The sequence below is a fragment of the Capsulimonas sp. genome, assembly GCF_039929585.1.
Classification (GTDB): domain Bacteria; phylum Armatimonadota; class Armatimonadia; order Armatimonadales; family Capsulimonadaceae; genus Capsulimonas.
Genome location: NZ_JBDSQY010000209.1, coordinates 1 through 24,934 on the forward strand (window position 1 = coordinate 1; position 24,934 = coordinate 24,934).

A 24,934-nucleotide genomic window follows, 5' to 3' on the forward strand; every position below is an offset into this window, starting at 1 on the left:
TCCCTGTGAGCTGCTTCCCTGCGAGCTGCTTCGCAGTGGGAAGTGGGTGCTAGTCATTATGGACGACATCGCTCTTGGCGTGAGGTGTCGGAAAGAGGCCCCTCCGCCCCAATTCTGGGGGACCCGATTTCGGATAGAGGCATTTTTCCGGTCCCCCAGAATTGGGGCGGAGGGGCCGATACCCAGCGTCAAGAGCTATGTCGCTTTGAGTTATCAGCACCCACTTCCCACCGCGAAGCGGCTTGCAGGGAAGGGGTAAATCGAGCTTTAGCTCGATGGGGGGTTAGGTGAATCCGGCAGGTTATTCGCCCCACTCCAACGAATATCGGTTCACTGCGCCATTGCGGCAAGCTTGGCTGGCGTGGGCGTCAGTTTCACGGGCGGGGCTCCAGAATCGAAAGCAGGGAATATGTTCGAAAAGATAGGCGCACGCATTCCGTCGAATTCCTGGGTCACAAAAGCCGGTGATGATAAGGTCGCCATTCGTGCGCCGCTCCTCAGCCGCATCGACCCCGTTCTCTGGTATTTGAGCGCCATCGTGTTTCTCTTCCTGTCTTTGTTTTATTTCGGTCTCAGCACAAAGGGATCGTGGAACATGGCGACAACTTTGTCGTTCGGCGGAATGGCGGTGTTTTGGTGTGTGTGCGTGTGGATCCTTGCGCGGATGATGGCGCCTCGGGAGATGACGGTCGATTTGGCGCGCCGAACTTATGTGACGCGCAGCATTTGGCCAGGGGCGATAGCGGTGGGGACGGGTTCTATGGACGAGTTTTCGGGCGTCTTTATCTATGAAGAGACCGGACGCGTGTATCTGCGTCGCAAGCAGGGAAATCCGGATCGGACCGGGATTTGTTTGGGATCGCCTTCTTATGGATCGACACTGGGCCGATCCCGAGAGTTTGCGACGGCGGAGTACGCCGAAGAAGCGGCGCGCCTGCTCGGCGTCCCATTGATCTGGGACCCCAGAACTCTGGCCGCCGGAACCACGCGCGTCCAGATAAAAATCCAGCCCAAGCGCATTCGTAAATGAATGCTGGGGCCGCTGCTCGTCGCCGTCAAGCTCGGACCCTGTTTGCTTGCCGCGCTGGGCGTTCCTCGCGACGAGGAAAGACATTCAAACGAATGAATAATGAACAAGAATTGTCGGCCCCCACGCCGCTTGTAGACGATATCCGTGCGCTGATCGACGGCGCGCGGCAGCAAGCAATTCACCATGTCAGCACGGAAGTCAAGCGGGTGCATGGTTTTGCCGAGTCAGCTCCCGATCTGCTGCTGAAAAATCCTTATGTCCTGGATTTTCTCGGTTTGAAGGATCGGTATCTGGAGAAGGATTTAGAGGACGCGATCCTGCGCGAGATCGAGGCTTTTTTACTGGAGCTGGGCGCGGGTTTTACGTTTGTCGCTCGGCAGAAGCGGCTTCAGATCGATCAGGACGATTTTTATATCGATTTGCTGTTCTACAATCGGAAGCTCAAGCGGCTGGTGGCGGTGGATTTGAAGATTGGTGAGTTTCGGGAGGAGTACAAAGGCCAGATGGAGCTGTATCTGCGCTGGCTGGCGAAGCACGAGCAGGAGGTGGGTGAGGCGTCGCCGCTTGGGATTATCCTCTGCGCGGGCAAGAAGACCGAGCAGATCGAATTGCTGGAGCTGGACAAGAGCGGCATTCATGTGGCGGAATACTTGACGGTGCTGCCGTCGCGCGACGTGCTGCATGCGAAGCTGCATGCATCGATCGAAACCGCGCGCCGACGGATGCTGGAGGATGTTCGGGAAGATTGACGCCGCCTCCTGTCACCAGTCGTTGAGCATGAAGTCGCTGCGCGGGTGTGGGCTTTGTTCGAGGACGACGGTGGCGCCGTTGGGTGTGGTGCGGAGGTAGACGCGATCGACGGCGCGGAGCATCATCTTCATACCGTGTCCGAGGGTTCCGGCGGTGGTGTAGCCTTTTTCGAGGGTGGCGCGGGGCAGGTTTTCGATGGAGATGCCGGGGCCTTCGTCGACGATCCAGATTTGGACGACCTGGCCTGGCAGGATACGCACGTAGGCGCCGCCTCCGCCGGCGTGGACGACGGCGTTCATGCCGGCTTCGCCGGCGGCGGGGATCAGGTCATAAGTGCGGTTCGAGTCGAAGCCGACGGTGTGCGCGGCCTCCTCGGCGCGGCGGCGCAGGGGCCGCAGACCTTCGGTCAGGGTGAGCGGGATACCGTCCGTGCTGGGGGGATCGCTCGGAAGGTCGGAGGCGCTGAAGCACAGACGCAGCTTGCCGCCGGTGACGCTGGCGAGCACATCGCGCATGAACTCGCGCTGGCGATCTTCGGCGAACCGGCGTTCTTCACTGGCGCGTCGCTCGTTCGTGATGTTGCGCAGGTAGAAGGCTAAGCCTTCGGGGGTGGCGTAGGCGTGGGCTCGGTACCAGGTCTGGGAGCCGACGTAGTACTCTTCGAAGGTTACGGGCGAGCCGCCGGTCATCGCCCGTTCGAACTGCTTTTGAAACCCGGTTCCCAGGATTTCCGGATAAACGTCCCAGATGCGGCGACCGATCAGCTCTTCGCGGGAAAATCCTGCGGTCTGCTCGCCCTGGCGGTTGACGTAGATATAGCGCCACTCTTTGTCGAGGGCGAAATACGCGTCGGTGACGTTCTCCAAAACCGTGGCGATGGTGCGCGCCGCTTCCGTGGCGGCCTGTTCGGAGCGCCGACGCTCGGTGATGTCCTCGAAGATCGTGTAGGCGCCGATGGATTCCCCGGTGACCGGATCAAGTTCGGGGGTGGCGTTGGCGCGCAGCCATCGGATCTCGCCGAACTTGGGATTGAAAAAGCAGATGATCGCTCCCATCACCGGCTTACGCGTGCGGATCGCCCGGATCGAGGCGCGTTCTTCGGTCGGCAGCGGTGTCCCATCCTCGCGCATCATGCGCCAGCCCTCCGGGAGCGGCTCCCGCCCCTGCAGATGGTCCATGTTCACACCCAGCAGAGCCAGCATGGCGGGGTTGGCGGTGGTGATGTTTCCCTCTTTGTCCTGATAGTAGACACCCTGCGCCATGGTCTCGAACAGTGTCCGGTACCGCCGCTCGCTTTCCGCAAGCGCGCGCCGGGCGGCGTCCAGGCCATCAGATTGATCGTCGGGGTCGGGATGCGTCATGAACCTTACTTCTCTTTAGGTTTTCGCTGCACGGAATAGATATGGCTCTCGCTGTCACTGGCGCAAAGGCTCCATAGGATTTATACCAGGATTTGGCGCGATAATTCTTCAATCATTCCGCGATTTTTCGTGATGGCGACTTCAGAGGCGTATTCTCATGTTAACGAAAACGCCGTTTCGTTAACATGACCTGGGTATCATGTTAACGAAAACGCCGTTTCGTTAACATGAGTATCGCGCCATCCTAACTTTCCTGAAACCAACTATGCTGAACACATTACCGCTGCTGCCAAACATTGGCGATATTGAGACGAAATCCGTACTTCGAAAGCTCGCCAAAGCCCATCAGGCGCTTGCGGAGCTAAAAGGCGTCGTGGCGAGTATTCCGAACAAGAGTATCTTGATCAGCACTCTCTCTCTTCAGGAAGCCAAGGACAGTTCGGCGATCGAAAACATCGTCACGACACACGACGAACTATATCGCAGCGACAGTCAGGCGCAGAGTTTCGTTTCCATTCAGGCCAAGGAAGTGCACCATTACGCTACCGCGCTGCGCAATGGTTTCGATCAAATCCGGCGCACGGGTCTCATGACCAACAACGACATCTTGGAAATGCATGCCTGTATCGAAGATAATCAGGCGAGATTTCGCAAACTCCCTGGTACGGCCCTGAAAAACCAGCAGACTGGCGAAATTGTTTACACGCCCCCACAGCATCCAGACGAAATTGCCTTTCTGATGGCCAATTTAGAGCAGTTCATCAACGATGATGGAATGAGCGATTGGGATCCGTTGATAAAGATGGCGGTCATCCACCATCGCTTTGAGAGCATTCATCCATTTTATGATGGGAACGGACGGATGGGGCGCATCATCAATATCCTCTATCTTGTGATGCAGGGGCTTCTCGGGAGTCCTATCTTATATCTCTCCCGCTACATCAATCAGCACAAGTCGGATTATTATCGTCTGCTGCAATCCGTGAGAAAAGATGGCGAGTGGGAGCCCTGGCTGCTTTACATGCTGGAGGGCGTTGAAGAAACGTCGCGCCAGACGATTGCGATGGTGCAGGGAATCCAAACGCTGATGCTGGCGTACAAACACAAGATGCGTGATGAACTGCCGAAAATTTACAGTCAAGACCTCATTAACAATCTATTCCGACACCCGTACACCAAGATCGATTTCGTGATGGACGATTTGCAAGTCACGCGCCAGACGGCTGCGAAATATTTGGACGAACTCGTACGAATCGACCTGCTCTCGAAACGGAAGTACGAGAAAGAAAATTACTACTTCAACGACGCGCTGTTTGAACTGCTGCGAGGGGCGAGCGCGCCATAAAAACGCGCAATCGTCAAATGGGGGACATTCGATGTATGTAACGTATTTGGCGGCGGATGGCGATCTTGAAGTTAATGTTACCGATCCTGGCTGGGATGAGATCGAGCAGGCGATTCGGCGGCTGGACGGTATTCGAAACACCGAAGTGATGATGAGTATGGGAGGCGGAGAGCACTATCTGCTCGTGTCCAATGGATGCGATGGCCATTATCATACATTCACCGGCAGCCAAGACATACGCACAGTCTGGAACGCTGGATCAGGGACTTGACTGGAAGCATGAAGATTGACGCTAATGATGACAGGAGCCAGGATGCGAGATGGGACTGGGAGAGGAACCCGAAATGGACGAACGTTTGCAGCCTGAAGGATTACCGCAAGCCTCAGTGGGCGAACGGCTGGAGTATTATCGCTTGCTGGCGGCGGCGTTCCAAAAGGGCCTTCGGCGCAGTTATTCGATTAGCCTCTGTGCAACGTTTTTCCTGATATTTTCGCCCAGTTATCTATTTACCAACCTCGCCTTGTGCGTCTTCGGCGGCGCAGAGGCGATTGTCTGGCTTGCTTATCTCAGGGAACGTCCGCGAAAGCGGTTCTGATGCGCTGACAAAAGCACGCCTATCCCGTGGCGCGCAGGCGGGCGATGTCGCGCAGGGGTGGGGCGCCGAAGAGACGGCTGTATTCGCGGCTGAACTGCGAGGGGCTTTCGTAGCCGACATGGAGGCCGGCGGTGGCGGCGTCGAGGTCTTCGCTGAGCATGAGGCTGCGGGCGGCCTGGAGGCGCAGGTGTTTCTGGTATTGCAGCGGGCTCATGGCGGTGACGGCTTTGAAGTGGCGGTGCAGGCCCGCCGGACTCATGCTCGCCTCGCGGGCGATGTCTTCGATCTGCACGGGGCGGTCGAAGTTGCGGCCCAGCCAGTCAATTGCCTGGGCAATACGCTGGGTGTGGCTGTTGTCCAGCGCGATCTGGGTGAGCCGCGCCCCGTGCTCGCCGCGCAGCAGTCGGTAAAGGATCTCGCGGATCGCCATCGGCGCGAGAATGGGAATGTCTTCGGGCGTTTCCAGGAGGCACAGCAGCCGCGTGACGGCGCCGAGCAGCACGCCGCCGATGGGACTGACCGCAACGCCGCGCTCCGGCGGAGCCGATGCGCCGAGCGTGCGGTCCGCCTCCACCATCAGCGCGCCGATCTCCCCCACATCCAGACCCAGCCGCAGGCTGAGGCACGGCTTTTCCGGCGTCGCCTCCAGGACCTGTGCGAAGAACGGCAGATCGACCGACAGCAGCAGACAGTGCGCCGTGTCGTAGACATAGCTTTCCTCGCCCAGCGTCACCCGCTTGCGCCCCTGCGCCACCACGCAGAACGACGGCTGGAAGAGTCCCGAAACCGGCGCGAACGCTCCTATGATCGGCTGCGTCGGCTCCGAGACTTTGTACACGGTGAGCGGAGCAATCGCCGTAGGAAATGCTCCGTCGCCATCCGTGTAGCGCTCGATCAACTGGGCGAGTTCTTGCTGCGTGGTCATAGGAACTTCCTTACATGGGACGGACATGCACATGCCGCAATACGAATTCCCGAGCACACGCCGCCATCTCATCCACTTCATGACTTGGCAGATCGTCACGTAAGTAAATATCGTCTTCTCGCACCTCAAACAAGGCCGTCAATTCGGGCGTTTCTGTCACCCATTGTCTCATCATCTTGCCTAAATCACTCTCAATAGGAACCGCTATTTTTCCAAACCGATCCTTCCGATGACCATTTCTATCCCACCACAAACATTGGATCACCCAGCCTGCTGCGGAATTCACGTATTCATCGCCCCATCTGCCTATTGCAGACAAAATTACATCCGGCAAATCCCGATCGTCATCTGATAAATACCGATGGTCACAATAATTAATGAGGTCGATGAATATGTGTTTCATGTTTTATACAAGACCAGCGCCTTATCTCGTTCCTTTGGTTTCAGGAATGAGCAGGCACGCCATCCTGTGTCTGTTGTGCATTCCATTGCAGAGGATCACCCCGCGCGCATTGATCACGGTCGCGGACTGAAGTTTCCAGCCGTTCGCGTTTTTACAAAGGCGGTTCAGATCGTATCGCTGTTTTCCGACCCATAACGTCGCCGTCTGCCTCGAAATCAGGGCCGACTGCCATTCTACCACTTGGGAAGATTTGTCCTTGGCAGAAAGCTCTTTGTCCTGAGGCGCTAATAACTTACTGAGGGTATGGGCGTCGGGAGGCGTGTGATCCTCATGCAGGTCATATGTGGTTCCGACAACGTTCTCGCCGCCGTCCATCGCCATCGCTTCTGCGTTCGTGAAGCCGCCGTAAGGCAATTTGACAACACGCCCATGGACAAACTTGAACGGCGCGCCTTCCTCGTTCTTCGAAGAGATGCTGCCGGCAAACGCTCCATCCGCTCTCACCGCTTTGACCCGCAGAGACCAACGGCCAGCATGCGTGATCTTTCGCCGGGTCTTTCCGGTCTTCGCATTGACAATCACCGAGTACGATCGGTCAGGCTCCATATTGCCCATCACGAGAAACTCGGAATCGTTTATCCACCCCACGACGTCCACTCGTTCGTAAGGCAAAGGGATTTCCCGGAACGCGCCCGCAGCGTTCCAATAAGCAACGCTATAACCCTCCTGATCGGTCGGACGCATCCGCGCAATCATCTCTCCCTTGCCGTTCATCCGTGGCTGAGTACAGCTGCCGGGAGCGGATCGCCAATGAATGCGCTGCTGCGCATCGAGATAAAAGACCCGAATGGGCTTGGTTTTGGACTGCGCGGTCCCCAGCAGTCGATGATCGTTGGTCACTGTCAGCACAGCCTGGTCGGGAAACCCTTTGAGCTTCAAGTCTTTGAGCGCGCCATGCGTATACAAAAAAAGCGCTGCCCGAGCGGACCATTGCCGATCGATACGAGCGCCTCATTGCTGTCGTTCAAGCTCAAGCCGTCCACCATTTCGTTGGCGCTGGCGGCAATCTCCACAATTTGGTACTGCGGCGGCGAGGCGCTCTGCGCACCGGGCGCGGCGAGCAAGAGCAAGGTGAGCGGCAAACCGAATAGTTTCCGGCGGCGCATGTGGGTGATCATGGAGTTATGTTACCAGCTATTTCGCCGGCCCATTTCTTGGAATCAGTAGACATGCGCTGTCGCGGCCGTTGTGCTTGCCGGAACGCACCGCTGGGAGATTTGTATTCTGCACAAAGTACAAGAAGGGTAACCGTCTCAATGGTTGTGTTGTCATTTCTTCTCGATCATCCGTCTTTCCGTACTGTCCGTCACAGAGCCACCACGAGCAGTTAGGCAGTGAGTTGTATTTCACTGCTGGGATTGCGATTCCTGCCCCCGATTTAAGATTCGGCCCCTCCGCCCCATCCTGGGGGACCAGAGTGCGACGAACGCCTCTCCTACTCCCCAGGATGGGGATGGGGGCCGAAACCTCAGGATGGGGCAGGGGCCAAATCGGGAGGGGCCGAAACCAAAGAATGAAACTACGGTATCGACAGGCGTCCCTCGCCAGCGACGTCCCGTAATTTGTCCCTTTGGAGCGCCGAGCTTCCTCGGGCGTAACCCTCTTCAGCAATCGTATGAGAGAAGAAAAACAAACGCGGCCCGGAAACGCTGTGCGTCTCCGGGCCGTGATCGGTATTTTGAGGATCGAAGTAGGCGAACCTAGGGGGACGAGAAATTACCACTCGTCGGAGTCGAGCCTTGGCTGCCGGCCATCCAGCCGAAGTAATCAATCTCTGTAAGGCTGTCGCCGCCGCTGACGGAGGAATAGGTGTTCCCCGCCGTGTTGTTGCCGCCGCCGCTGACGGAGGAATAGGTGCCGCTCGCCGTGTTGTTGTAGCCACCGCTGATGGAGGAAGAGTAGCCGTTCGCCATGTTCAAGTAGCCGCCGCTGACGGTGGCATACTGGTTGCTCGCTGTGTTGCTGCGGCCGCCATTGACGGAGGAACTGCCGCCACTCGCCGTGTTGTCTTCGCCGCCCGTGATCGAAGCGTATGGCGCTGTGACACTGTTGTTGTAGCCGGCGACGATACCGCCGTAAGAGGTGTAGTCGTTGCCGTCGCCGACAATCAAGTTATGGCTGCCGGTGCGCACTTGGTTGAAGTTAACGTTAGGCTCGTTGTAGCCGATGATCAAGTTGCCAAGTCCCGACGTGTTCTGGGTCGTTCCGCTCCCATCGACGATCTGGACATTGACGCCGCTGATCGCCAGCGTGTTGCCCGAAAGGATCATCGTGTCGAGGATCGCGATCTTGTCCGCCGTGAACCCAGGACCTGCCGGCCCCTGAACTCCCTGCGCGCCGTTTGCTCCCTGCGATCCAGGGTCTCCCGTGTCGCCCTTCACGCCTGGCAGGCCGATGTCGCCGATGTCGCCCTTGAGGCCTTGCGGGCCAGCGTCGCCGATGTCGCCCTTGAGGCCTTGCGGGCCCTGAACGCCGATGTCACCCTGGACGCCTTGCGGGCCAGTGTCGCCGATGTCGCCCTTGAGGCCTTGCGGGCCATTGGGGCCGATGTCGCCGGTGTCGCCCTTCACGCCTTTCAGGCCGATGTCGCCCTTCACGCCTTGCAGGCCGATGTCGCCCTTCACGCCTTGCAGGCCGGTGTCGCCCTTCACGCCTTGCAGGCCGGTGTTGCCCTTCACGCCTGGCAGGCCGATATCGCCCTTCACGCCTGGCAGGCCGGTGTTACCTTTAGCGCCTTGCGGGCCGGCGGGTCCAGGGGTCGGATGGGCTTTCAAATAGATGATCTGCGTTTGCAGACTGGTAGTCTTGACCAGGAGATTGTTGACCCGCCCGTTGAGTTCGTTGGTTACGGTCTGCAGCCTGGTGATATTCGCCTGAAGGGATGCGAGGGTCGGGGACGAAGATTGAGCCTGCGCGGGTCCGACGTGGGTGAACGAGAGAGCTCCCAGGGTCGAGAGGACGCCGATGGACATTAGTCCGGAATTGCGTCCGGCGCGCCGCAGTGAGGGCGAGAGAGTGATCATTGAAAGAACCTTTCCATGGTGTCGAAGCTCAAAGGTCGATTGGAAAACAGGGTCAGTGGACGCGGCCTCAGATAACAAGGCGCCAGGACGCTTAAAATAAGAACAGTGCGCCTGCGCATCAATCATCCGTCGGTGCGATTATTCCACCCTCTCAGAATTAATCCAAACCACAATTGAGATGCATTAAACCTCTTGTCTAAGCACTGTTTACTATCGGTATATTCTACGCCGAACTAAAGATAAAGCTAAAGACTTGTTCAAACGTCGCACACGCGGTACTTCAGGTAAAACGGATCGCAACAGATTTTGTTACGCCGCGCACGCCTGCTGAGAGGATCGTTCAAGAATTTGCGAGTAATCGGTTACGCGTCATTGGCTCGGTCCTTTCATAATCATAGTATCGAATTTGGAGGAGAACACCATGAAATACAAACTGCTGGGGCGCAGCGGGCTGCGCGTTTCGGAGATCTGTCTGGGGACGATGACCTTTGGCGAGGATTGGGGCTGGGGCGCGGGCAAGGAGGATTCGCAGGCGGTGTTCGACGCTTTTGTGGCGGCGGGCGGTAACTTTATCGATACGGCGAATATGTACACGAACGGCAGCAGCGAAAGAATCGTGGGGGAGCTGATCGCGCAGGACCGGGATCGGTTTGTGCTGGCGACCAAGTTCTCGCTCAACGACAAGCCGGGCGCGCCGGAGAACGCCGGCAACCCGAACGGCGGCGGCAATCACCGCAAGAATCTGCGGCGGTCAGTGGAGGGCAGCCTGAAGCGGTTGGGGACGGATTACATCGATCTGCTCTGGCTGCACGCCTGGGACTTCACCACACCGGTGGAGGAAGTGATGCAGTCGCTGGATGACCTGGTGCGGGCCGGCAAGGTGAACTATGTCGGGATTTCGGATACGCCGGCGTGGATCGTTTCGCAGGCGAATACGCTGGCCGAGCTGCGCGGGTGGTCGCCGTTTGTGGCGCTGCAGATCGAGTACAGTCTGGTTGAGCGGACGCCGGAGCGCGACCTGATTCCGATGGCGAATGCGCTGGGCCTGAGCGTCACCCCGTGGTCGCCGCTGGCGCAGGGGATTCTGACCGGTAAGTACAACACTGCGCGGCCCGAAGGAACGCGGCTGACATCGATGGGGGATTTCGGCTCGGCCGACCGGTTCCTGACGGACCGGAGCCTTGCCATCGCGCAGGTGGTGGTGGATGTCGCCGCCGAGATCGGGACGACCCCTTCTCAAGTGGCGCTGGCGTGGCTGCTCGCGCAGGGGCCGAGCGTGATCCCGATTGTCGGCACGCGCAAGGTGAGCCAGATCAACGACAACCTCGCCGCCGTCGATGTCACGCTCAGCGCCGAACATTTGGCGAAGCTGGACGAAGCCAGCAAGATCGAGCGGGGCTTCCCGCACGATATGATCGGGTCGCCCATGGTCCGCAGCTTCCTGACCGCCGGCAATGACGACGCTATCGCGAAGCGATAAAACAAACGGCCGCCGCCTAATGTGGTGATTTGGCGGCGGCCATTCCCGCATCATCGCCCTCAGTCTCTCATTGCTCCAGTATAATAGATCTCTCATGGAAGACAAAAAGAGACGCAACACAAAGTTTTACCGAGCTGTTCTGGCGGGCGACGCCGCGCAAGTCACCACCCTGCTGCGCGCCGGCGCCAACCCGAATGAGCCTGGCAGATTCGGAGAGCCGCCGCTGGTGGACGCTGCTCTGCGAGGCAGCATCGACTGCATGCGCGCCTTAATCGACGCCGGCGCGGATCTTCACGCCGTGGACCGCGCCGACCGAACCCTGCTTCACCTTGCCGCGTGGCGTGGCGGCATTGCCTCGGTGCATTACTTGCTCGGCTTGGGGCTGGATGTCAACGCAAGAGACAACGTCCGCCAAACGCCCCTGCACTACGCTGCGGCGCACTACAGCCCTACTGTCCCTGCTGCCACTGTGGAAATCTGCGCCGTGCTGCTGGAAGCCGGCGCGGACATCCATGCGCGATCCGACGACGCCACAACGCCGCTGATGGTCGCAGCCGCATCCATGCGGATCGAAGCCCTGCGCTTCCTCGCCGAACACGGCGCCGACGTGAACGCCCGCGCTAACGATGGCAAAACCGCGCTCATGAGCGTCGCTAGACTCGGTCATAGACCGGAAATTGCGGAACTGCTTTTGACACTCGGCGCCGATGTCAACGCTCAGGACAACCAGGGACGCACCGCCCTGATGCACGCCATGCATCAAGCGCGCGGCGATGTTCTCCACATTCTCCTCAAGGCCGGCGCGGACATCGACGTGCGCAATCACGATGGCAAAACCGCGCTCGACCTCATCCAGGAATACGCAGACCGTTTCCAGCAAGACCACTCCAAAACCATCGCCATCCTCACGCACGCCGACGAAAAACACATCGCGCAAAATCGTGTGGAGCGCAGTATAATTACTCCATGAGCGAAATCGAACCAGCCCCTGCCTCGCCTCACCCGAAGAAGACGTTACGCAGAATACTGCTCGGAAATTCCGAGACGCTACGCAGACGCCTGATCCTTGTAGCCTGGATCGCGGCTGCGTACGCCGTGCTTCTCCCAATTGCGTATTTCATGCTTCGGAATCACGGCGGCATGGGAGCTTATTTTATAGCCGCCTTCATGCTCTGTTACGTCTTTTATTTAGATCCGGCCTCCAAATAGCGCCATGCATATCTGCATCGACCTGATCGATAAGCCGTCGCACGGTCCTGTGATATCGTGACCTCGCCGCGCCTCCATGCCCGAGCCTGCTCAATCGCACGTCGCGGCCGGTCGTCTTCGGGCCGCGCTTCCTCAAAGAAATGCAGCACATGCTCCGCGCATGCGGCGGCCCATACCGCAAGAAGGTGATGGTGATCGTCAGTGAGAACGCCGCCACGACGAGTGGTGGTAAATCTAGGATCACGGGGTTGAGTGAGAATCATAATTCAGGCTTCGGGCATCGTTAGTAATCTTAGTGATGGAGGGCGGTTTCGTATGGATCCTGATCTTGATCCATCATACCTAACTTCAGATCAATTCTCATCGCGTGAGAATTTCAACGATCGGCGCCCGGCGTCATGTCATTTCTAACCTCTCATGGCTTGCCCGCTGGTATGATGAGATATCAACGCGCGGGGTGGGGAAATGACTGATATCAGCAATGCCTGGGATCGTATCGATACGTGGCTGAGCACCGGCGCGCCGGAGATCCTCGCGGGCATGGCGCCCGGAGCCTCTCAAGCCGAGATCAACACCGCCGAACAAGAGATGGGCATCCAATTTCCCGACGACGTGCGCGAGTCCTATCGATTTCGCAATGGCCAACAGTACGATCACAATTACTCATCCATCGGCGGTTCCCTGATCGATAGTTTTGACCTGCTCTCCATCCGTCGCGTGGTTAACGAATGGCGCGTCTGGAAAGACCTGCGCGACGCCAGTGTGTTCGACGGCATTGAGAGCGATCCCGATGATGGCGTCAAGCGAGACTGGTGGAGCGCCGGGTGGATCCCGCTGGCCAGCAACGCCAACGGCGACCACTACTGCCTGGATCTCGACCCGGCGCCGTGCGGAGCGGCGGGACAGATCATCACGATGTGGCATGACGCGCCCGAGCGCGAGGTCGTCGCGCGAAGCTTCAGTGAATGGCTCACGCAGCATGCCCGGGAACTCGAAGGCGGCATGCAGCTATATTCCCACGAGTATGGCGGGATCGTTCGGATCGAAGATGTTTGATTGCCGGTCTTTCTCAGACGTGCCGCGGGCGGCGATAAGGTCAGCAGGACCATGAAACAAGCACAGCCAATCCCTATCTCTCGGGATACACTGGGAATGATGGCGAGATGAGAATCTCCATCGATCTGATCGACAAGCCGCCGTCGCATGCGCTGGACCGAAGCGACATCAAGGCCATTTTCGCCGTTGCGCCTCCCGAATGGCGAAAGCACATTCAGACCGTTCATGTCAGCGCCACGCTGCCGCAGAACAGCCGGTTCGTACGCTCGGTAATTTACAGCGCCTCCAGCTTACGCCTTACTGTCTGTTCGCGCGGGCTCACCCTGCACGGCGCCCGCCAGGAAGTCCTGCGTGAACTTGCCGTCAGGGGGCTCAAAATTCAGATGCGAATGATCCACCGCCTCTCGGAAGCGGACCTGCGCACTGTTGACCGCGCCATCGCTCCCATGCTCGCGCAGCTTGAGGCGAACGACGCTCCGCCTCCCAAGCCAGATCGTCCCTATGACAGCTTTCCTCTCATTGAGGAAACCAACACCGACGGCTGGCGCTATGGCGCTATCACCGAGTTTATCGAACCCGAATACCCGGAAGGCTGCACGTCCGGCGACGGCTTTGTCGAAGCGCCCGACGGCTCTCGCGCCGGCATTGTCTGGGATATGGACACCGAGGGCGTGCACGGCATTGAGCCGCCAGGCGGCAATCGCTGGGGTGTCTGGGAAGTCGGCTTCCCACGCCCCATCCAGACCATCGACGATTTGGTCTTCAACTTCCGTCACGTGCTCCCGGAACTACAGAAAAAGCACGAACAGATCATGCGCCGACGCACGCGCCTATGATCAATGATGAATCCAACGGCCATGAGACGCCCAATTGCCATCGCTACTCATGGAGATTCAAGAATCCCTCAATCTCAGCCTTCGCTCGCTCCGCGGATTCTGGAGTTTTGAATATCGAGAGTAGGATTAGCGCGCTCTTCCGGTCCGCTTCGCCCGGTATTGTCAATATCAGCTGGTGGAGCCTGGTTCCCAAACGCGACACGGAAAAGAGCGCCTCTGGTGGCAGTGGGCGCTCGGCTTCGCTTCCAATCTGAAATGTTCTGGGGTTTCGGCGAATGCAAAATGGCCGGTGCGTCTGTCCCCCGGCGATGATCCGCCTGACCAAAAGATATCCCAGTACCGACCCCAAGCTGTATATCGCAAGCTGCGGAAGCAGCACGGATAGCGGCGCTTGGAAATATTTGTGCACAAAGAGATAATAGAGTGGGGCGAAGGTGTAAAAGACAGCCAGGATGATCCGCTTGTTACGTGTGTCCTTCTCATAATTCGGCTGCGTCGCCCGCAGGCTTTCACCGTCGATTTTCATTTCCAAAAATTCAACGGTCACATCTTCATGCCCGACTTTCGGCGTCGGCGGCCACTGATTGCTCATTGCGTTTGCTCCTGATCGTATCCCTCTCATCTATCAGACATCTGGATGAGTGTTTCCTTCTCAAATGGTTCTTTGGAGGCGATAGTGTACATAATACAATGAAGAAATCAACACGAATACAAGCCGCGCAAGAGACGCTGGCGATTTTTGAGGCGGGGCGTTACACGGCGCCGTCGGGGCGGGTGGTGGAGGTTCGGGACGTTCAGGCGGCGGCGCTGGCAGGGACTCAGTTATACACACCGGTGGACTCTTCCGATCCGGTTCCCTCGTGCGTGAAGCGCACTGGAGAGACGTTGGCGGAGGTGACGGCGGAGACGACATTGGAGGCGGCGCGCCGACTGGCGGCGGCTAATCCAATGGCGCTGAACTTTGCTTCGGCTAAGAACCCGGGCGGCGGGTTTTTGAACGGGAGTCAGGCGCAGGAAGAGTCACTGGCGCGGTCGTCGGGGCTGTATCCGTGCCTTCTGAAAAAGCGGCTAATGTACGATCATCACCGTCAGCTGGGGACATGTCTGTACTCGGACCATATGATCTATTCGCCGCGCGTCCCCGTGATCCGCGATGACGACGGCGTTTTGCTGGAGACTGCGTATATGGCGTCGTTTATCACATCCCCCGCAGTCAATGCGGGCGCGGTGCGCCGCAACGAGCCGCACAATGTCGCATTGATCCGGCCGACGCTTGCGGCGCGGCTGCACAAAGTGCTGTGGGTCGCCTATGAGCGCGGTCACGACACGCTGATCTTAGGGGCCTGGGGCTGCGGCGTTTTCCAAAACGATCCCGTGATGATCGCAGACCTGTTCGTCGAAGCGCTCGGCCCCGGCGGCCCATTCGAAAACTGCTTCACCCATGTGACGTTTGCGGTCTACGACGCCAGCGCAAGGCAAGAGGTGCTGGGCGCCTTTCAGGCCCGAATGGGCGGGATGTGATGCATTTTGCCGACTTAATGACGCAATTGCCCGACGAATGCAAGATGCCCGGCGAATGAATTCGCGCCTGCAAGTACGGTCACCCGCCTTCGCGGGTTCAGAAATTGGCGGAGGTAAACCGTCAATCTTACGGCGTATTCAACCACGCCTGCGAAACAAATCTCTGAACCCGCGAAGCCAGGTGGCCGTACTTATAGGCGCGAATTCATTCGCCGGCTAGAGGCTTGCGTAACGTCAGTTATTCAGTTAAACTCCATGGTTCTTGCCTGCGCGGATAATGCCCGGTTTATCGTGTAAGATATGACCATCATCTCGCTCTCTCGAAACGAGGATCTCATTTGCTGTCACGCCGACTGATCGCCGCTTGCACTGTCCTGTTGGAAACGCCTCCACTGAGATATCAAACGGGGCTTGCAGAAAATCCAAAGAAGGCATAGTTCGTTCGATAACACAACCATGAGAATAGTCGCATCCATCATATTTCGGTACTCAAGGGAAATCACCATCTCTTTTCTGCCAAAATCTTTATACTTTCTTGTTCCTGATATCGTGTCCGATGACCCTGGTATCGTGTTCGGTGATTATGTGGAGCGAGCGATATGCAATGTCGAAACGACCAGTCTGGTTGCTGAAGAGTTAATTGAGTGGGGGAGTTCGATTTATCAGAGCAAATCCATTATAAAGAGTATTGTTATTGATGAAAAATATGATTTTGATGATATTGAAGATAATAGTTTCGTTGAGATATTGATGCCTGGCCTTATTGAGTCACCTGTAATTAAGAACTTCAACAAGACCATAGAATTGAGATGGGCTTGCGATCACTGCGAGCGTATTGCCGACAAACAGATATCAGACCTTAATCTCAAAATATCGAGTAAGTCAAAACTCCAGCAGACGTATCATTGGGAATGGATTGCACATAAATCCCTTTACGACACACTGGAATCGTTTGGCGTCGCCTTGAGGCCGTTGAAGAAAAACGATGATTATTCGCAGATAATTGTTCCGCGTGCATTTCGATTTCGTGTCGATATTGACCCTGTTGTCGTCTTAAATAATATTTGTCCTGGATGTCAAAATCATTCACTTTATCGTTCCCGGGAAGTTGTTGGAGATGTGGGGGATGATGAATATCCAACCATTTCAATAAATCGTGAACGGCCTATTTCGATTTCACGGAATGAAGCTGTAGGCGTCAGTTGGGCGCGATCCCCACAAGCGTTTTACACATTTAGCGTGAGCGATAGGCCTTGGCATAAAAGTGGTAATAAAGTTCCATCGCATGACATCTTCCCAATCTACTATTTGAGATCAAGAGTTGATGTGATCTCGATTGAACTTGCGAGAGCGCTCTGGGAGGCAGGCGCCCATGATATTAAATTCCGACGTACTCATATTGTGCCCGACAACCTAGTCATAGATGGATTGTCTTGAAGCGGCCTAATCTCATCTCACTTTTTGGAAACGAGGATCTCATCTTGCTGTCACGTCCATTGATCGCCATTTGTATTGTCTTGTTTGCGGCCGCATCTTCTGTCTCCGCGCAAAATCGTGGGCCGAAGTCCGGGGTTGTCTTTGATATTCCTCGCGTCAGCCAAATCACGGTGGATGGCGCGTCGTCGGATTGGGGGCGTGAGGGGCTGCATGTGGATGCGCTGGCGGATTTGGGGGCGCTGTACCGGACGGGGGGCGATGGGCCGCCGGAGGCTTCAGCGCGGATCGGGTGGGATGCGCGCGGGGTGCTGGCGTTGATCCATGTGAAGGACCGGACGCCGGAGGAATACGATAATCCGGGGCAGCTTTACGTGAAGGATTCGGTGGAGCTGTCGGTGATGGACCGGACCCACGGCCGGTCGCGCTATCTGGTGATTGTCAGTCCTGGAGCCGATCCGAAGCACCCGACGCTGCGGATGCAGAAATTCGACTACCGCGCCAGCACACTCCATCCTCTGGAAATGCAGATCGCGACGACCCACGACAAGGACGGTTATACCGTGGAGGCGCTGCTGCCCTGGGCCAATTTGCAGGTTACGCCGACGGTCGGGAAAACCGTGGATCTGCAGATAACGGTGAACAACTGGCGCGCGGACAACCGGGAGCAGCGCGCCTGGCGCCCTGCGGAGGACGACAGCATCGTGGCGGAAAAGATGCAGACGGTTCGGCTTTCGGTCCTTCCCAGCCCACCGATCCGGGTGGCCGGAATTGCCGTTTACAACTCCTTTCGGTGGACGGATTTCGCATTGACGGCGCCCGCCGCGCTGGCTGGTAAGCCTGTCGCGATCAAGGACGGACCTAAAACCGTCGCCGCCATGGTCCTTGGCCGACAGGGAGATCAAGCAGCCGCGAAACTGCGCCTCCCCTGTCCCGCTCCCGGGACGAAGAGCTATGGCCCGCTGACGATCGTCCTCGAAGGCGTCCCCCAGGGCGTAATGCTGATGCCGGATTTGAAGGCGGCGCGCCGGAATGTGGCCCAGCAACTTCTCATGAAATCCACGTTTACGTTTTCGGGCGAGTGGTTTCCCGAAATCGACTACGATCAGCCTCGGGGCATGGAGGACGCGATCGGCCCGTACACCCTGCGCACGACCTGGTATGACAATGATTACCGGCGGGTGACCCAGGCGACCAAGCCCGGGCGATACGGCGCGCGTGTGGAAATCGTGGGAAAAGAAGGAGTGGCTGCGAAACGCTTTCTGATCTTCTTCCGTCAGCCTAGCGAGATCGACTGGGCGAACGAGCATCTCACATATTCCCCTAAGATTCCCACACTTCTCGGGATCGAGGAGCCGATCGCCCGTTCCTATGCTACGGACATCGACGAGCAGTTGTCCCGAGCCGTCTCCGATGCGTTTCAAAACCGCCCGGGGTTTGCGGCGCTCTACGCGCAGCTTTACGAGACGAAGTCGGCGACGCCGCTCCGCGACCCCTGGACGGCGTCCGATGTCTGGGCGTACGGTCTGAAAAAACGGACGGGCGACGCCGTTCCGTATCCGTATCTTGCGTGGACGCCGGACGGCTATGACAAGGACGCTTCTCGCTGGCCGCTGCTCCTCTTCCTGCATGGGGCGGGCGAGCGCGGGACGGATCTCGACCTTGTCAAACGCCATGGTCCCCCGATGCTGGCCGACGGCGGCCGAAAATTTCCGTTCCTTGTGATCGCGCCGCAATGCCCGGAGGATGAGGGGTGGAACCCAGCCCAGGTGAAGGATCTTCTGGATACGGTTTCAGCTAAGTACCGAGTTGATCCGGATCGTATTTACGTGACTGGACTTTCCATGGGCGGCAACGCCACCTGGACGACGGCCGAATACTACCCCGACCTGTTTGCGGCCCTCGCGCCGATGGCGACAGACGGCGATCCGAGATTGGTCGGCCCCATCGCGCACATTCCCACATGGGCTTTCCATTCCGCCGGAGATTCCTTAGTCCCAGTCGAGGGGGCGCAGGCGATGGTTGACGCCATGCGAAAAGCGGGCGGGGACGTTCAGTTCACCGTCTACCCCAGCGCCAGCCACAATTCCTGGGCGAAGGCGTACGAATCGCAGGAGCTGTACGATTGGATGCTGAAGCAGCGGCGGGCCAAGCCAGAAGCAGGCGAATGAATTCGCGGCTAAAAGTACGGTCACCCGCCTTCGCGGGTTCAGAGGTCACCCTTGCAGAAATCTCTCAATTTCCGCCTTCGCCCGCTCGGCGTCGGCTTGCGTGACGAACGTGGCGAGGCCAAAGGTGGGAGCATTGCGATTTTCGGGGCCGGGGATTTCGAGCCTGAGAACATAGATCGGTGAGCGGCTCGCGCGGCGGCTCTGATGCGCCACGACGAACTGCGCGGATTCGGGCAGGGCGAACCGCGCCGTGCGCCCGATTTGCAGCGTATTGGGATTGCGTCGCAGAACAAACGGCTTCGTCGGGTTGAGCGCGGCTAGCAGCGCGAAGATCGCTTGGGCGCCGATCAGCGGCCACAACAGCATTCGGGCGTAGGGCTGGATCGTGACGAGGGGCGTGAGCGCACGCACCGGCGCGGCGGGGAATCCTGGGATCGACACAATCGCGATCCCGAGGATGATCGGCAGCGCCACGAAGGCGAGCGCCAGAACGATCGCAGCGGTGAGCAGCCCATGGATTCGTTTCTGTATTTGGACCGCGCGCGGCTGCGTCGCCAGCAGCCGATCCTCACCGATCTCCATTAGCAGCAGCCTGATCATCACCACGCGCGCCGTATTCGTTGGCGACGGCGGCCATTGCTGCTCCATATCGGTAATCCTTCCCCGCTACTCTGGCTTCGGATGTTCGAGTATTGCGTCGATCGATTTGCGTATGTCCGTCATTTCCGGCGGCGTTCGAGTGTAGAGGAGCGCTAAAAGAACTTTTGCCTCGGCTTGCTGGCTAATCTCCAGCACTGTGAAAATCTCGTCGATTTCTATGTCGGTAAGCGCCGTGTCTTGCTCAAGCAGACGTTTGAGCCAGGGCAGGTTTTTCTCGTCGCTGACCTCGCCCAGAGATCGGATCAGAAATTCGCGTGGGCCGCCGGAGTCGGCCAGCATCGCTTCGCCGAGTTTGTGCAGGTAGTAATCGGGGGCTTTGCAGCTCCAGATTTTCATCAGCATCAGTATTTGAGGATCGACGAATATCTCACTCATCTCCTCCCGAACGCCGAAGAGGAAACGGTCCGGATCGCTTTGACTATAGGCGATTATGACGCCCAGCCACTGAATGGGCGCCGTTTGCGCCCACTTGGCCACGGCCTCTTCCGTTCGCTCGCAGATTTCCTCATACGTGCCCTCATCAAACGGCCCAGGCATCGCGGTCACGCGTTCCATGATGTCCATGACTGTTCGTTTTGGCGTGACGATTTTCGGCTTCTTGGGCAGAGTCAGAAACCCTTCGATGGCCGCCTTTGTCTGCTCCGCCTCTTCCGGTGACGAAAAGTACGCCAGGCAGAACTGCCGCGTATTGACTGTGCCGTCCGGCGGAATTGTGAGCCACAGCTGCCAGAATGGGTGCGCCGCGCTGCCTGCGCTCTCTACCGTGAACCGCGCTTCCCGCAGCAAGGAGTGACCGGTCCAGTCGTCGCCAATATAGATCCGCAGTGGCGACCTTCGTATCACGAAGCGCATGTCGGGTATCACCAAGGCATGCGTTCCAAACATTTGGAAGGCGGTTTTTACGCTGCGGATGTAAGCCATGGGCGGCATGAGCCTGCGGGCCGGGCGCAAGCACTCGAGATGATCCTCGTTGATTTCCAATTGCAGCATACTGAAGTTCAATACGCGCGTGGCCGGCTCGGGCGGCCCTTGCTGTTCCAAAGTATCAATCTCCATCCGTTCGTATTGTCTGCGGTGTCGCTGTTAGAAAATTCTCGATCTCTGCTTTGGCGGTTCGCGCGTCGGCAAGCGATGGAAAACCCGCGAGAGATATCTGTTCCGATTTCCGCTCGTCATCGCTTGCAATGTGAAAAAATACGCGATGAACCACTCTTACGCCCAGGTTTACGGAAGCCAGTTCGAGCTGCGCTGACGGCGGCAGCGTACGCTCGCTTTTGTGTCCATGCTGGATCGAGGCAGGGTTTCGGCGGAGAGTGAACCTGTCGTCTCTTACGAGATAGAGATTGTAAATCTGGAATGCGAACACCAAAACCATCATCAGCGTTAGAAACAGGTGGAGACGCTGGATCGACGTGGGCAGCGGAAGATGACGTCCATTGGTCAGATTTGGAATCAGGAAGCCCAGCAGGCAGGCCACAAGCGCAATGAAGATCGCCATGATGATGGAGCCTCGACGGACCTGGATGTAGTTAAGCCTCGTTCCGATGATACGGTCGCGATCGATGTCCAATCGCACCTGACCAAGTGTGAGAACGCGCGGCGCGTTCACCGGAGCTGGTGGCCATTGCTGTTCCAAGATATCAATTCCAATCCGTTCGTATTGTCTGCGGTGTCGCTGTTAGAAAATTCTCGATCTCTGTTTTGGCGGTTCGCGCGTCGTTTTGCTTCCCGAAGTGCGCGAGGCGGATCGTGTGCGCTTTCTTGCCGTTTTCTTCTGGAAATGTCAGGTTCAGGAGATACGTCGGGTCTTTTGCGCCGGGCGTATTTGCTAATGTTAGTATGTATGATTGTGGAAGGACGCGTGCGTCGTCCCGCCCGATTTGAACGGTCTTTGGATTGCGGCGAATGACGAACGGGCGGCTGGGAAGCTGGCGAGCGCCGATCTTTTGCATGACGAATGCGCCGGCGTAGAGGACGACGGTTGCTCCAAATAGCTGCAAGGTCACCGGCGGGGCGGGGACATGGCTCATCACGGTGATGGAGACGCCCGCCAGCGTCAGCAGCACCAATACTCCTTGAGAATAGAAGCGCCATCGGTGTTTTCGGTCGTCGATCCGCGATCCGGCAATGCGATCTGCATCAATGTCCAAGCGCCATACGCCCAGAGTCAGTGTTCGAGGCGCGTTCGAGGGCGGTGGCGGCCAGTGTTCTTGCAATTTCTTACCCTGTGATCGGTTTCGCTTTCGTTTCGTCCGCGCGCAGAAACTGTTCGATCTCTGACTTCGCCTGCTCGGCGTCGGTCAGGGAGCGGAAGAGGGCGAGGCCGATCCGCCGTGGTTTTTTGCTGTTCTCGGCGGGCAGCGTGATGTTCAGGCGGGGGATGCGCTGCTGTACGCCGCGTACGCTATCCAGGGTGACCTGGGCCGCCGCCGGAAAGGGGAGTTCGGCGGCGCGTTCGATCTGAATCGTATTGGGATGGCGCCGGATGACAAAGGGGCGATTGGGTTCATGATTCTGCGCGTATTTTGACAATACCAAGATCACGGCGAATAGGACTGCTGCGGTTAATTTCAGTAGCGTGATCCATGACGGAATTGCGAGGCTGCTCGTTGTTGGCAAGAGCGTGCATACTAAGGACACCGTCATACACGCAATGCTCTGTTTGTGCAGCCGTCGGATTTTCGCGTAGTCTAAACGCATTCCGGTGATCTGATCCGTGTCGATCTCCATCTGCAAGCCGCCGATTGTCATGACGCGCGGCTGTTCCTCTTCCATATTCTTGATCCTCTTCCAATTCGATCAGCGAGAGACATGTCCCAAAGCAGGTCTATTTGATCTGACCCGAGAAGCGCGGGAATGTTACACTTCGATGAGAAACTTTTCGATCTCCGTCTTGACCCATTCGGCGTTTGCTTGGGGCGAGAAGCGGCGAGACGGATGGCTTTCTTTTGTTGTGTGCGCTCGTTCGTCGTGGTTAAATACAATTCGATGATGAGCGCGGCCTGCAATATGGCGCTCCGACAATGGCGCCAGGGCTTTGGTGGAGATTATTCCGCCTGGGCGCAGTCTAAACGGGGTTAGCGGTTGATGTCGCCGGACGCAGCGCATTGTTGGGCCGCATCCGGCAGCGTTATACATATTGGGAGTTACGGCGTGAGCGAACCGCCAGCAAATTTCGTAATAAACAGTAAACCTACGTCACTGCCCAGCGGATTTCGGCGGCGTCTGCAGGTTACTCAACGCAATAAAAGACTTAGCGTTAACATCAATGGGAACATCCACACTGCCAGATTTTGCGGATACATGGGGCACGCCGTGGGTGAGCGCTATTCGTCCGGCCGACAATCTAGTATTATCCTTATCTGACCTAAGCTGAAGATTGCCACCGCCGCCATCTCCTGGAATGTAATCAGATTGAATGGCGGAGAGCCTCACCGTATTTTGCCCAGTACCAGCCGACATATCTAAGAAGCCCCCGTATCCCTCCGTGTACAGCTTAATATTATTCTTAATACCGCTTTGCTCCCCCAATATTAACATGGTCGATCCCCCACGTTCGCACGTGAGCGAGCCACACTTCTTACCGTCTTCATCCACCAATTGAAATTCGCGGGCAGTGACAACGGACGCCGTGAGGACTTGAGGAACCGGTGATTTCGCCTGCAATGCTGGTGCGTCAAAAAAGGAGCGAATAAGGATGCCCCAGAGAGCGACGGCAACAAGCGCCAAAAGAGTTTTACTGTGTCGGTCGTTCATAATTTCCCCTTCCATACTTCGAGGTAATCCGTAGCCAGGAAACTTCATGCGAAGCGGCTTAACTACTATACCGTTCTTCTGTAATATCGTGCGTCTTGTGGCGCACAGACTATAAATACTTCAGAAAACAAAGAGTGTCTGCTATGGAACCAATTATGAAAATGACAGAGGGGATTGTGTGAAACTTGGCGAATAGGGCGGGCTGATGGGAACGATTGACAGAAATGAGGCGACTTTATGGATGAGGCGGCAGTCATTCGATATGTTACTGAAACGTTTCCTGGCGTCAACGCTCTGGAGGCGTCGGGCGATACGTACTTTATCTATGATCCCGAGCGGGATTTGCCGCCGAAGTATCAGCAGCCATTCGTGACCCTGGTGACCGGGGATCGTCACGATCAGGTGTCCGATCTGGAGAGGCCGGGGGTGTTTCGGCTGAATGTCGGGGTGAGCAAGGAGACGTATCGGGGGCTGCTGGGCGAGCTTCCGGGGCCGCCTGGGGAGCGCGGGGTGGTGGAGACGGGGCATGACTTTACCGTGCTGGATCAGGTGCTGCCGCATCCGGTGTACGCGCCGCAGTCCTGGATCTGCGTGCTCAGTCCGAGCGAGGCGACATTTGAACGCATGAAGCCGTGGCTCGCCGAGGCGTACGGGATCGCAGTCCGGCGGGTTGAGAAGCGCGCGGACGCCGCCAATGGTTCGGCGGCGCAGTCATTGGAGAGTTGATGAACATCCGAAGACTGTTTCCGACGATCTGTGTCTGCGTTCCATTGTTCTTCGCCATCGCACCTGGTTATGCGGATGAGGCTGCGGGGACGGATGCTGTGAGCGGCCAAATCACGCCGGCGATGGATGGACGTATTCCGGATGCGCGCATTTTGGGAATTGCTCCGATGGGAGCCGGCGACGAATTGTCGTGGCGGGACGCCGAGGGCAAGCCGATTACTCTGGCTCCGGAATATGTGAATTTATTTACAGAACAGTACCGGAAGTCCAGCAGAGAAAACCTTCAGGATAATCAGCAGGGTGTGTGGATGCTGGTTGAAATCAAGGGCGCGCCTTCGGGTACGGCTTCGGATGTGCATGTGTTGGGAGCCGTTTCGCGCCTGGTGGAGAGTGTACAGCGTCCGAACGACGTGCGGTTGTGCCTCGTGGCGGCGTTCCTGCCGAAGGGACGCTATTCTTGCTCCGTACGTGTCAAGTCTCATCACATTGTGAACAACTGTGACGCGTTCGGAACTGGGTAGGCTCCTGGTTAAATAGGTCGGGCCGTTTCCCGTACCATTCGACTGTCGCCTCATAGGGCGTCTTGCGGCCA

The 24,934-nt window shown here is 57.5% G+C and carries 26 protein-coding genes and 2 pseudogenes; 15 read left to right on the forward strand and 13 right to left on the reverse strand.

Annotated features, from left to right (window positions below; all coding sequences use genetic code 11):
- Nucleotides 1-409 precede the first annotated feature (409 nt).
- Together ABIZ35_RS15325 and ABIZ35_RS15330 are read left to right on the forward strand one after the other, a co-directional pair.
- The gene (locus ABIZ35_RS15325; protein ID WP_348220793.1) at nucleotides 410-1,030 is read left to right on the forward strand and encodes a hypothetical protein; all 621 of its coding nucleotides are present in this window, start codon (nucleotides 410-412) and stop codon (nucleotides 1,028-1,030) included.
- A 230-nt stretch (nucleotides 1,031-1,260) separates the two neighbouring features.
- Nucleotides 1,261-1,779: pseudogene (locus ABIZ35_RS15330) on the forward strand (PDDEXK nuclease domain-containing protein); the annotation flags it as partial.
- Between the two features lie 12 nt (nucleotides 1,780-1,791).
- Here ABIZ35_RS15330 and ABIZ35_RS15335 read toward each other — a convergent pair.
- The gene (locus ABIZ35_RS15335) at nucleotides 1,792-3,141 is read right to left on the reverse strand and encodes a PAS domain S-box protein (RefSeq protein ID WP_348220794.1); all 1,350 of its coding nucleotides are present in this window, start codon (nucleotides 3,139-3,141) and stop codon (nucleotides 1,792-1,794) included.
- A gap of 265 nt (nucleotides 3,142-3,406) precedes the next feature.
- Here ABIZ35_RS15335 and ABIZ35_RS15340 point away from each other — a divergent pair, with 265 nt between their 5' ends.
- From ABIZ35_RS15340 to ABIZ35_RS15350, 3 genes are all read left to right on the forward strand, one after another.
- Nucleotides 3,407-4,486 (forward strand): Fic family protein, encoded by a 1,080-nt coding sequence (locus ABIZ35_RS15340; protein WP_348220795.1) that lies wholly within the window; start codon nucleotides 3,407-3,409, stop codon nucleotides 4,484-4,486.
- Nucleotides 4,487-4,517: 31 nt separating this feature from the next.
- Entirely contained in the window at nucleotides 4,518-4,757 is a 240-nt protein-coding gene (locus ABIZ35_RS15345) for a hypothetical protein (RefSeq protein ID WP_348220796.1), read from the forward strand.
- A 73-nt stretch (nucleotides 4,758-4,830) separates the two neighbouring features.
- Entirely contained in the window at nucleotides 4,831-5,082 is a 252-nt protein-coding gene (locus ABIZ35_RS15350; RefSeq protein WP_348220797.1) for a hypothetical protein, read from the forward strand.
- Nucleotides 5,083-5,101: 19 nt separating this feature from the next.
- Here the strand turns inward: ABIZ35_RS15350 and ABIZ35_RS15355 are convergent, their stop codons facing one another.
- The 3 genes from ABIZ35_RS15355 to ABIZ35_RS15365 are packed head-to-tail and all read right to left on the reverse strand — an operon-like array spanning nucleotide 5,102 to nucleotide 7,376.
- The gene (locus tag ABIZ35_RS15355) at nucleotides 5,102-6,007 is read right to left on the reverse strand and encodes an AraC family transcriptional regulator (protein WP_348220798.1); all 906 of its coding nucleotides are present in this window, start codon (nucleotides 6,005-6,007) and stop codon (nucleotides 5,102-5,104) included.
- 10 nt (nucleotides 6,008-6,017) lie between these two features.
- Nucleotides 6,018-6,410: a hypothetical protein gene (locus ABIZ35_RS15360; protein ID WP_348220799.1), complete on the reverse strand. Its 393-nt coding sequence runs from the start codon at nucleotides 6,408-6,410 to the stop codon at nucleotides 6,018-6,020.
- 21 nt (nucleotides 6,411-6,431) lie between these two features.
- The gene (locus ABIZ35_RS15365) at nucleotides 6,432-7,376 is read right to left on the reverse strand and encodes a hypothetical protein (protein WP_348220800.1); all 945 of its coding nucleotides are present in this window, start codon (nucleotides 7,374-7,376) and stop codon (nucleotides 6,432-6,434) included.
- Between ABIZ35_RS15365 and ABIZ35_RS15370 the strand changes: the two genes are divergently transcribed.
- Nucleotides 7,365-7,637, forward strand: coding sequence for a hypothetical protein (locus tag ABIZ35_RS15370; protein ID WP_348220801.1), 273 nt, complete (start codon nucleotides 7,365-7,367; stop codon nucleotides 7,635-7,637). The genes ABIZ35_RS15365 and ABIZ35_RS15370 overlap by 12 nt on opposite strands.
- A 533-nt stretch (nucleotides 7,638-8,170) precedes the next feature.
- Here ABIZ35_RS15370 and ABIZ35_RS15375 read toward each other — a convergent pair.
- Nucleotides 8,171-9,493 carry a hypothetical protein gene (locus ABIZ35_RS15375; RefSeq protein WP_348220802.1) on the reverse strand — a complete coding sequence of 441 codons (1,323 nt, stop codon included), beginning with the start codon at nucleotides 9,491-9,493 and terminating at the stop codon, nucleotides 8,171-8,173.
- A gap of 421 nt (nucleotides 9,494-9,914) precedes the next feature.
- Between ABIZ35_RS15375 and ABIZ35_RS15380 the strand changes: the two genes are divergently transcribed.
- Together ABIZ35_RS15380 and ABIZ35_RS15385 are read left to right on the forward strand one after the other, a co-directional pair.
- Nucleotides 9,915-10,973: an aldo/keto reductase gene (locus ABIZ35_RS15380; protein WP_348220803.1), complete on the forward strand. Its 1,059-nt coding sequence runs from the start codon at nucleotides 9,915-9,917 to the stop codon at nucleotides 10,971-10,973.
- Between the two features lie 94 nt (nucleotides 10,974-11,067).
- Nucleotides 11,068-11,943 (forward strand): ankyrin repeat domain-containing protein, encoded by an 876-nt coding sequence (locus ABIZ35_RS15385; RefSeq protein ID WP_348220804.1) that lies wholly within the window; start codon nucleotides 11,068-11,070, stop codon nucleotides 11,941-11,943.
- Between the two features lie 277 nt (nucleotides 11,944-12,220).
- Here ABIZ35_RS15385 and ABIZ35_RS15390 read toward each other — a convergent pair.
- Nucleotides 12,221-12,445: pseudogene (locus tag ABIZ35_RS15390) on the reverse strand (putative immunity protein); the annotation flags it as partial.
- 202 nt (nucleotides 12,446-12,647) lie between these two features.
- On the opposite strand from ABIZ35_RS15390, the gene ABIZ35_RS15395 reads away from it, so the two are divergent.
- On the forward strand, nucleotides 12,648-13,238 hold the full coding sequence (locus tag ABIZ35_RS15395; RefSeq protein WP_348220805.1) for an SMI1/KNR4 family protein: 591 nt from the start codon (nucleotides 12,648-12,650) through the stop codon (nucleotides 13,236-13,238).
- 107 nt (nucleotides 13,239-13,345) lie between these two features.
- Nucleotides 13,346-14,074 carry a hypothetical protein gene (locus tag ABIZ35_RS15400; RefSeq protein WP_348220806.1) on the forward strand — a complete coding sequence of 243 codons (729 nt, stop codon included), beginning with the start codon at nucleotides 13,346-13,348 and terminating at the stop codon, nucleotides 14,072-14,074.
- A 43-nt stretch (nucleotides 14,075-14,117) separates the two neighbouring features.
- On the opposite strand, the gene ABIZ35_RS15405 is transcribed toward ABIZ35_RS15400, so the two are convergent.
- Nucleotides 14,118-14,666 carry a hypothetical protein gene (locus ABIZ35_RS15405; RefSeq protein WP_348220807.1) on the reverse strand — a complete coding sequence of 183 codons (549 nt, stop codon included), beginning with the start codon at nucleotides 14,664-14,666 and terminating at the stop codon, nucleotides 14,118-14,120.
- Between the two features lie 98 nt (nucleotides 14,667-14,764).
- On the opposite strand from ABIZ35_RS15405, the gene ABIZ35_RS15410 reads away from it, so the two are divergent.
- From ABIZ35_RS15410 to ABIZ35_RS15420, 3 genes are all read left to right on the forward strand, one after another.
- Nucleotides 14,765-15,595: a TIGR02452 family protein gene (locus ABIZ35_RS15410; protein WP_348220808.1), complete on the forward strand. Its 831-nt coding sequence runs from the start codon at nucleotides 14,765-14,767 to the stop codon at nucleotides 15,593-15,595.
- A 456-nt stretch (nucleotides 15,596-16,051) separates the two neighbouring features.
- Nucleotides 16,052-17,032 (forward strand): hypothetical protein, encoded by a 981-nt coding sequence (locus ABIZ35_RS15415; RefSeq protein ID WP_348220809.1) that lies wholly within the window; start codon nucleotides 16,052-16,054, stop codon nucleotides 17,030-17,032.
- A gap of 44 nt (nucleotides 17,033-17,076) precedes the next feature.
- Nucleotides 17,077-19,200: a PHB depolymerase family esterase gene (locus ABIZ35_RS15420; RefSeq protein ID WP_348220810.1), complete on the forward strand. Its 2,124-nt coding sequence runs from the start codon at nucleotides 17,077-17,079 to the stop codon at nucleotides 19,198-19,200.
- A gap of 45 nt (nucleotides 19,201-19,245) precedes the next feature.
- On the opposite strand, the gene ABIZ35_RS15425 is transcribed toward ABIZ35_RS15420, so the two are convergent.
- From ABIZ35_RS15425 to ABIZ35_RS15450, 6 genes are all read right to left on the reverse strand, one after another.
- Nucleotides 19,246-19,848: a hypothetical protein gene (locus ABIZ35_RS15425; RefSeq protein WP_348220811.1), complete on the reverse strand. Its 603-nt coding sequence runs from the start codon at nucleotides 19,846-19,848 to the stop codon at nucleotides 19,246-19,248.
- Nucleotides 19,849-19,866: 18 nt separating this feature from the next.
- A complete protein-coding gene (locus ABIZ35_RS15430) occupies nucleotides 19,867-20,901 on the reverse strand; it encodes a hypothetical protein (RefSeq protein WP_348220812.1) in 1,035 nt (344 codons plus the stop codon).
- A 4-nt stretch (nucleotides 20,902-20,905) separates the two neighbouring features.
- On the reverse strand, nucleotides 20,906-21,496 hold the full coding sequence (locus ABIZ35_RS15435) for a hypothetical protein (RefSeq protein ID WP_348220813.1): 591 nt from the start codon (nucleotides 21,494-21,496) through the stop codon (nucleotides 20,906-20,908).
- Nucleotides 21,497-21,500: 4 nt separating this feature from the next.
- Nucleotides 21,501-22,076 (reverse strand): hypothetical protein, encoded by a 576-nt coding sequence (locus ABIZ35_RS15440; protein WP_348220814.1) that lies wholly within the window; start codon nucleotides 22,074-22,076, stop codon nucleotides 21,501-21,503.
- Nucleotides 22,077-22,080: 4 nt separating this feature from the next.
- Nucleotides 22,081-22,635: a hypothetical protein gene (locus ABIZ35_RS15445; protein WP_348220815.1), complete on the reverse strand. Its 555-nt coding sequence runs from the start codon at nucleotides 22,633-22,635 to the stop codon at nucleotides 22,081-22,083.
- A gap of 423 nt (nucleotides 22,636-23,058) precedes the next feature.
- Nucleotides 23,059-23,616: a hypothetical protein gene (locus tag ABIZ35_RS15450; RefSeq protein WP_348220816.1), complete on the reverse strand. Its 558-nt coding sequence runs from the start codon at nucleotides 23,614-23,616 to the stop codon at nucleotides 23,059-23,061.
- Between the two features lie 237 nt (nucleotides 23,617-23,853).
- Between ABIZ35_RS15450 and ABIZ35_RS15455 the strand changes: the two genes are divergently transcribed.
- Complete coding sequence (locus tag ABIZ35_RS15455; RefSeq protein ID WP_348220817.1) at nucleotides 23,854-24,342, forward strand: DUF6194 family protein; 489 nt, start codon at nucleotides 23,854-23,856, stop codon at nucleotides 24,340-24,342.
- The gene (locus ABIZ35_RS15460; protein ID WP_348220818.1) at nucleotides 24,342-24,863 is read left to right on the forward strand and encodes a hypothetical protein; all 522 of its coding nucleotides are present in this window, start codon (nucleotides 24,342-24,344) and stop codon (nucleotides 24,861-24,863) included. The genes ABIZ35_RS15455 and ABIZ35_RS15460 overlap by 1 nt, the downstream gene beginning before the upstream one ends.
- Nucleotides 24,864-24,934 lie beyond the last annotated feature (71 nt).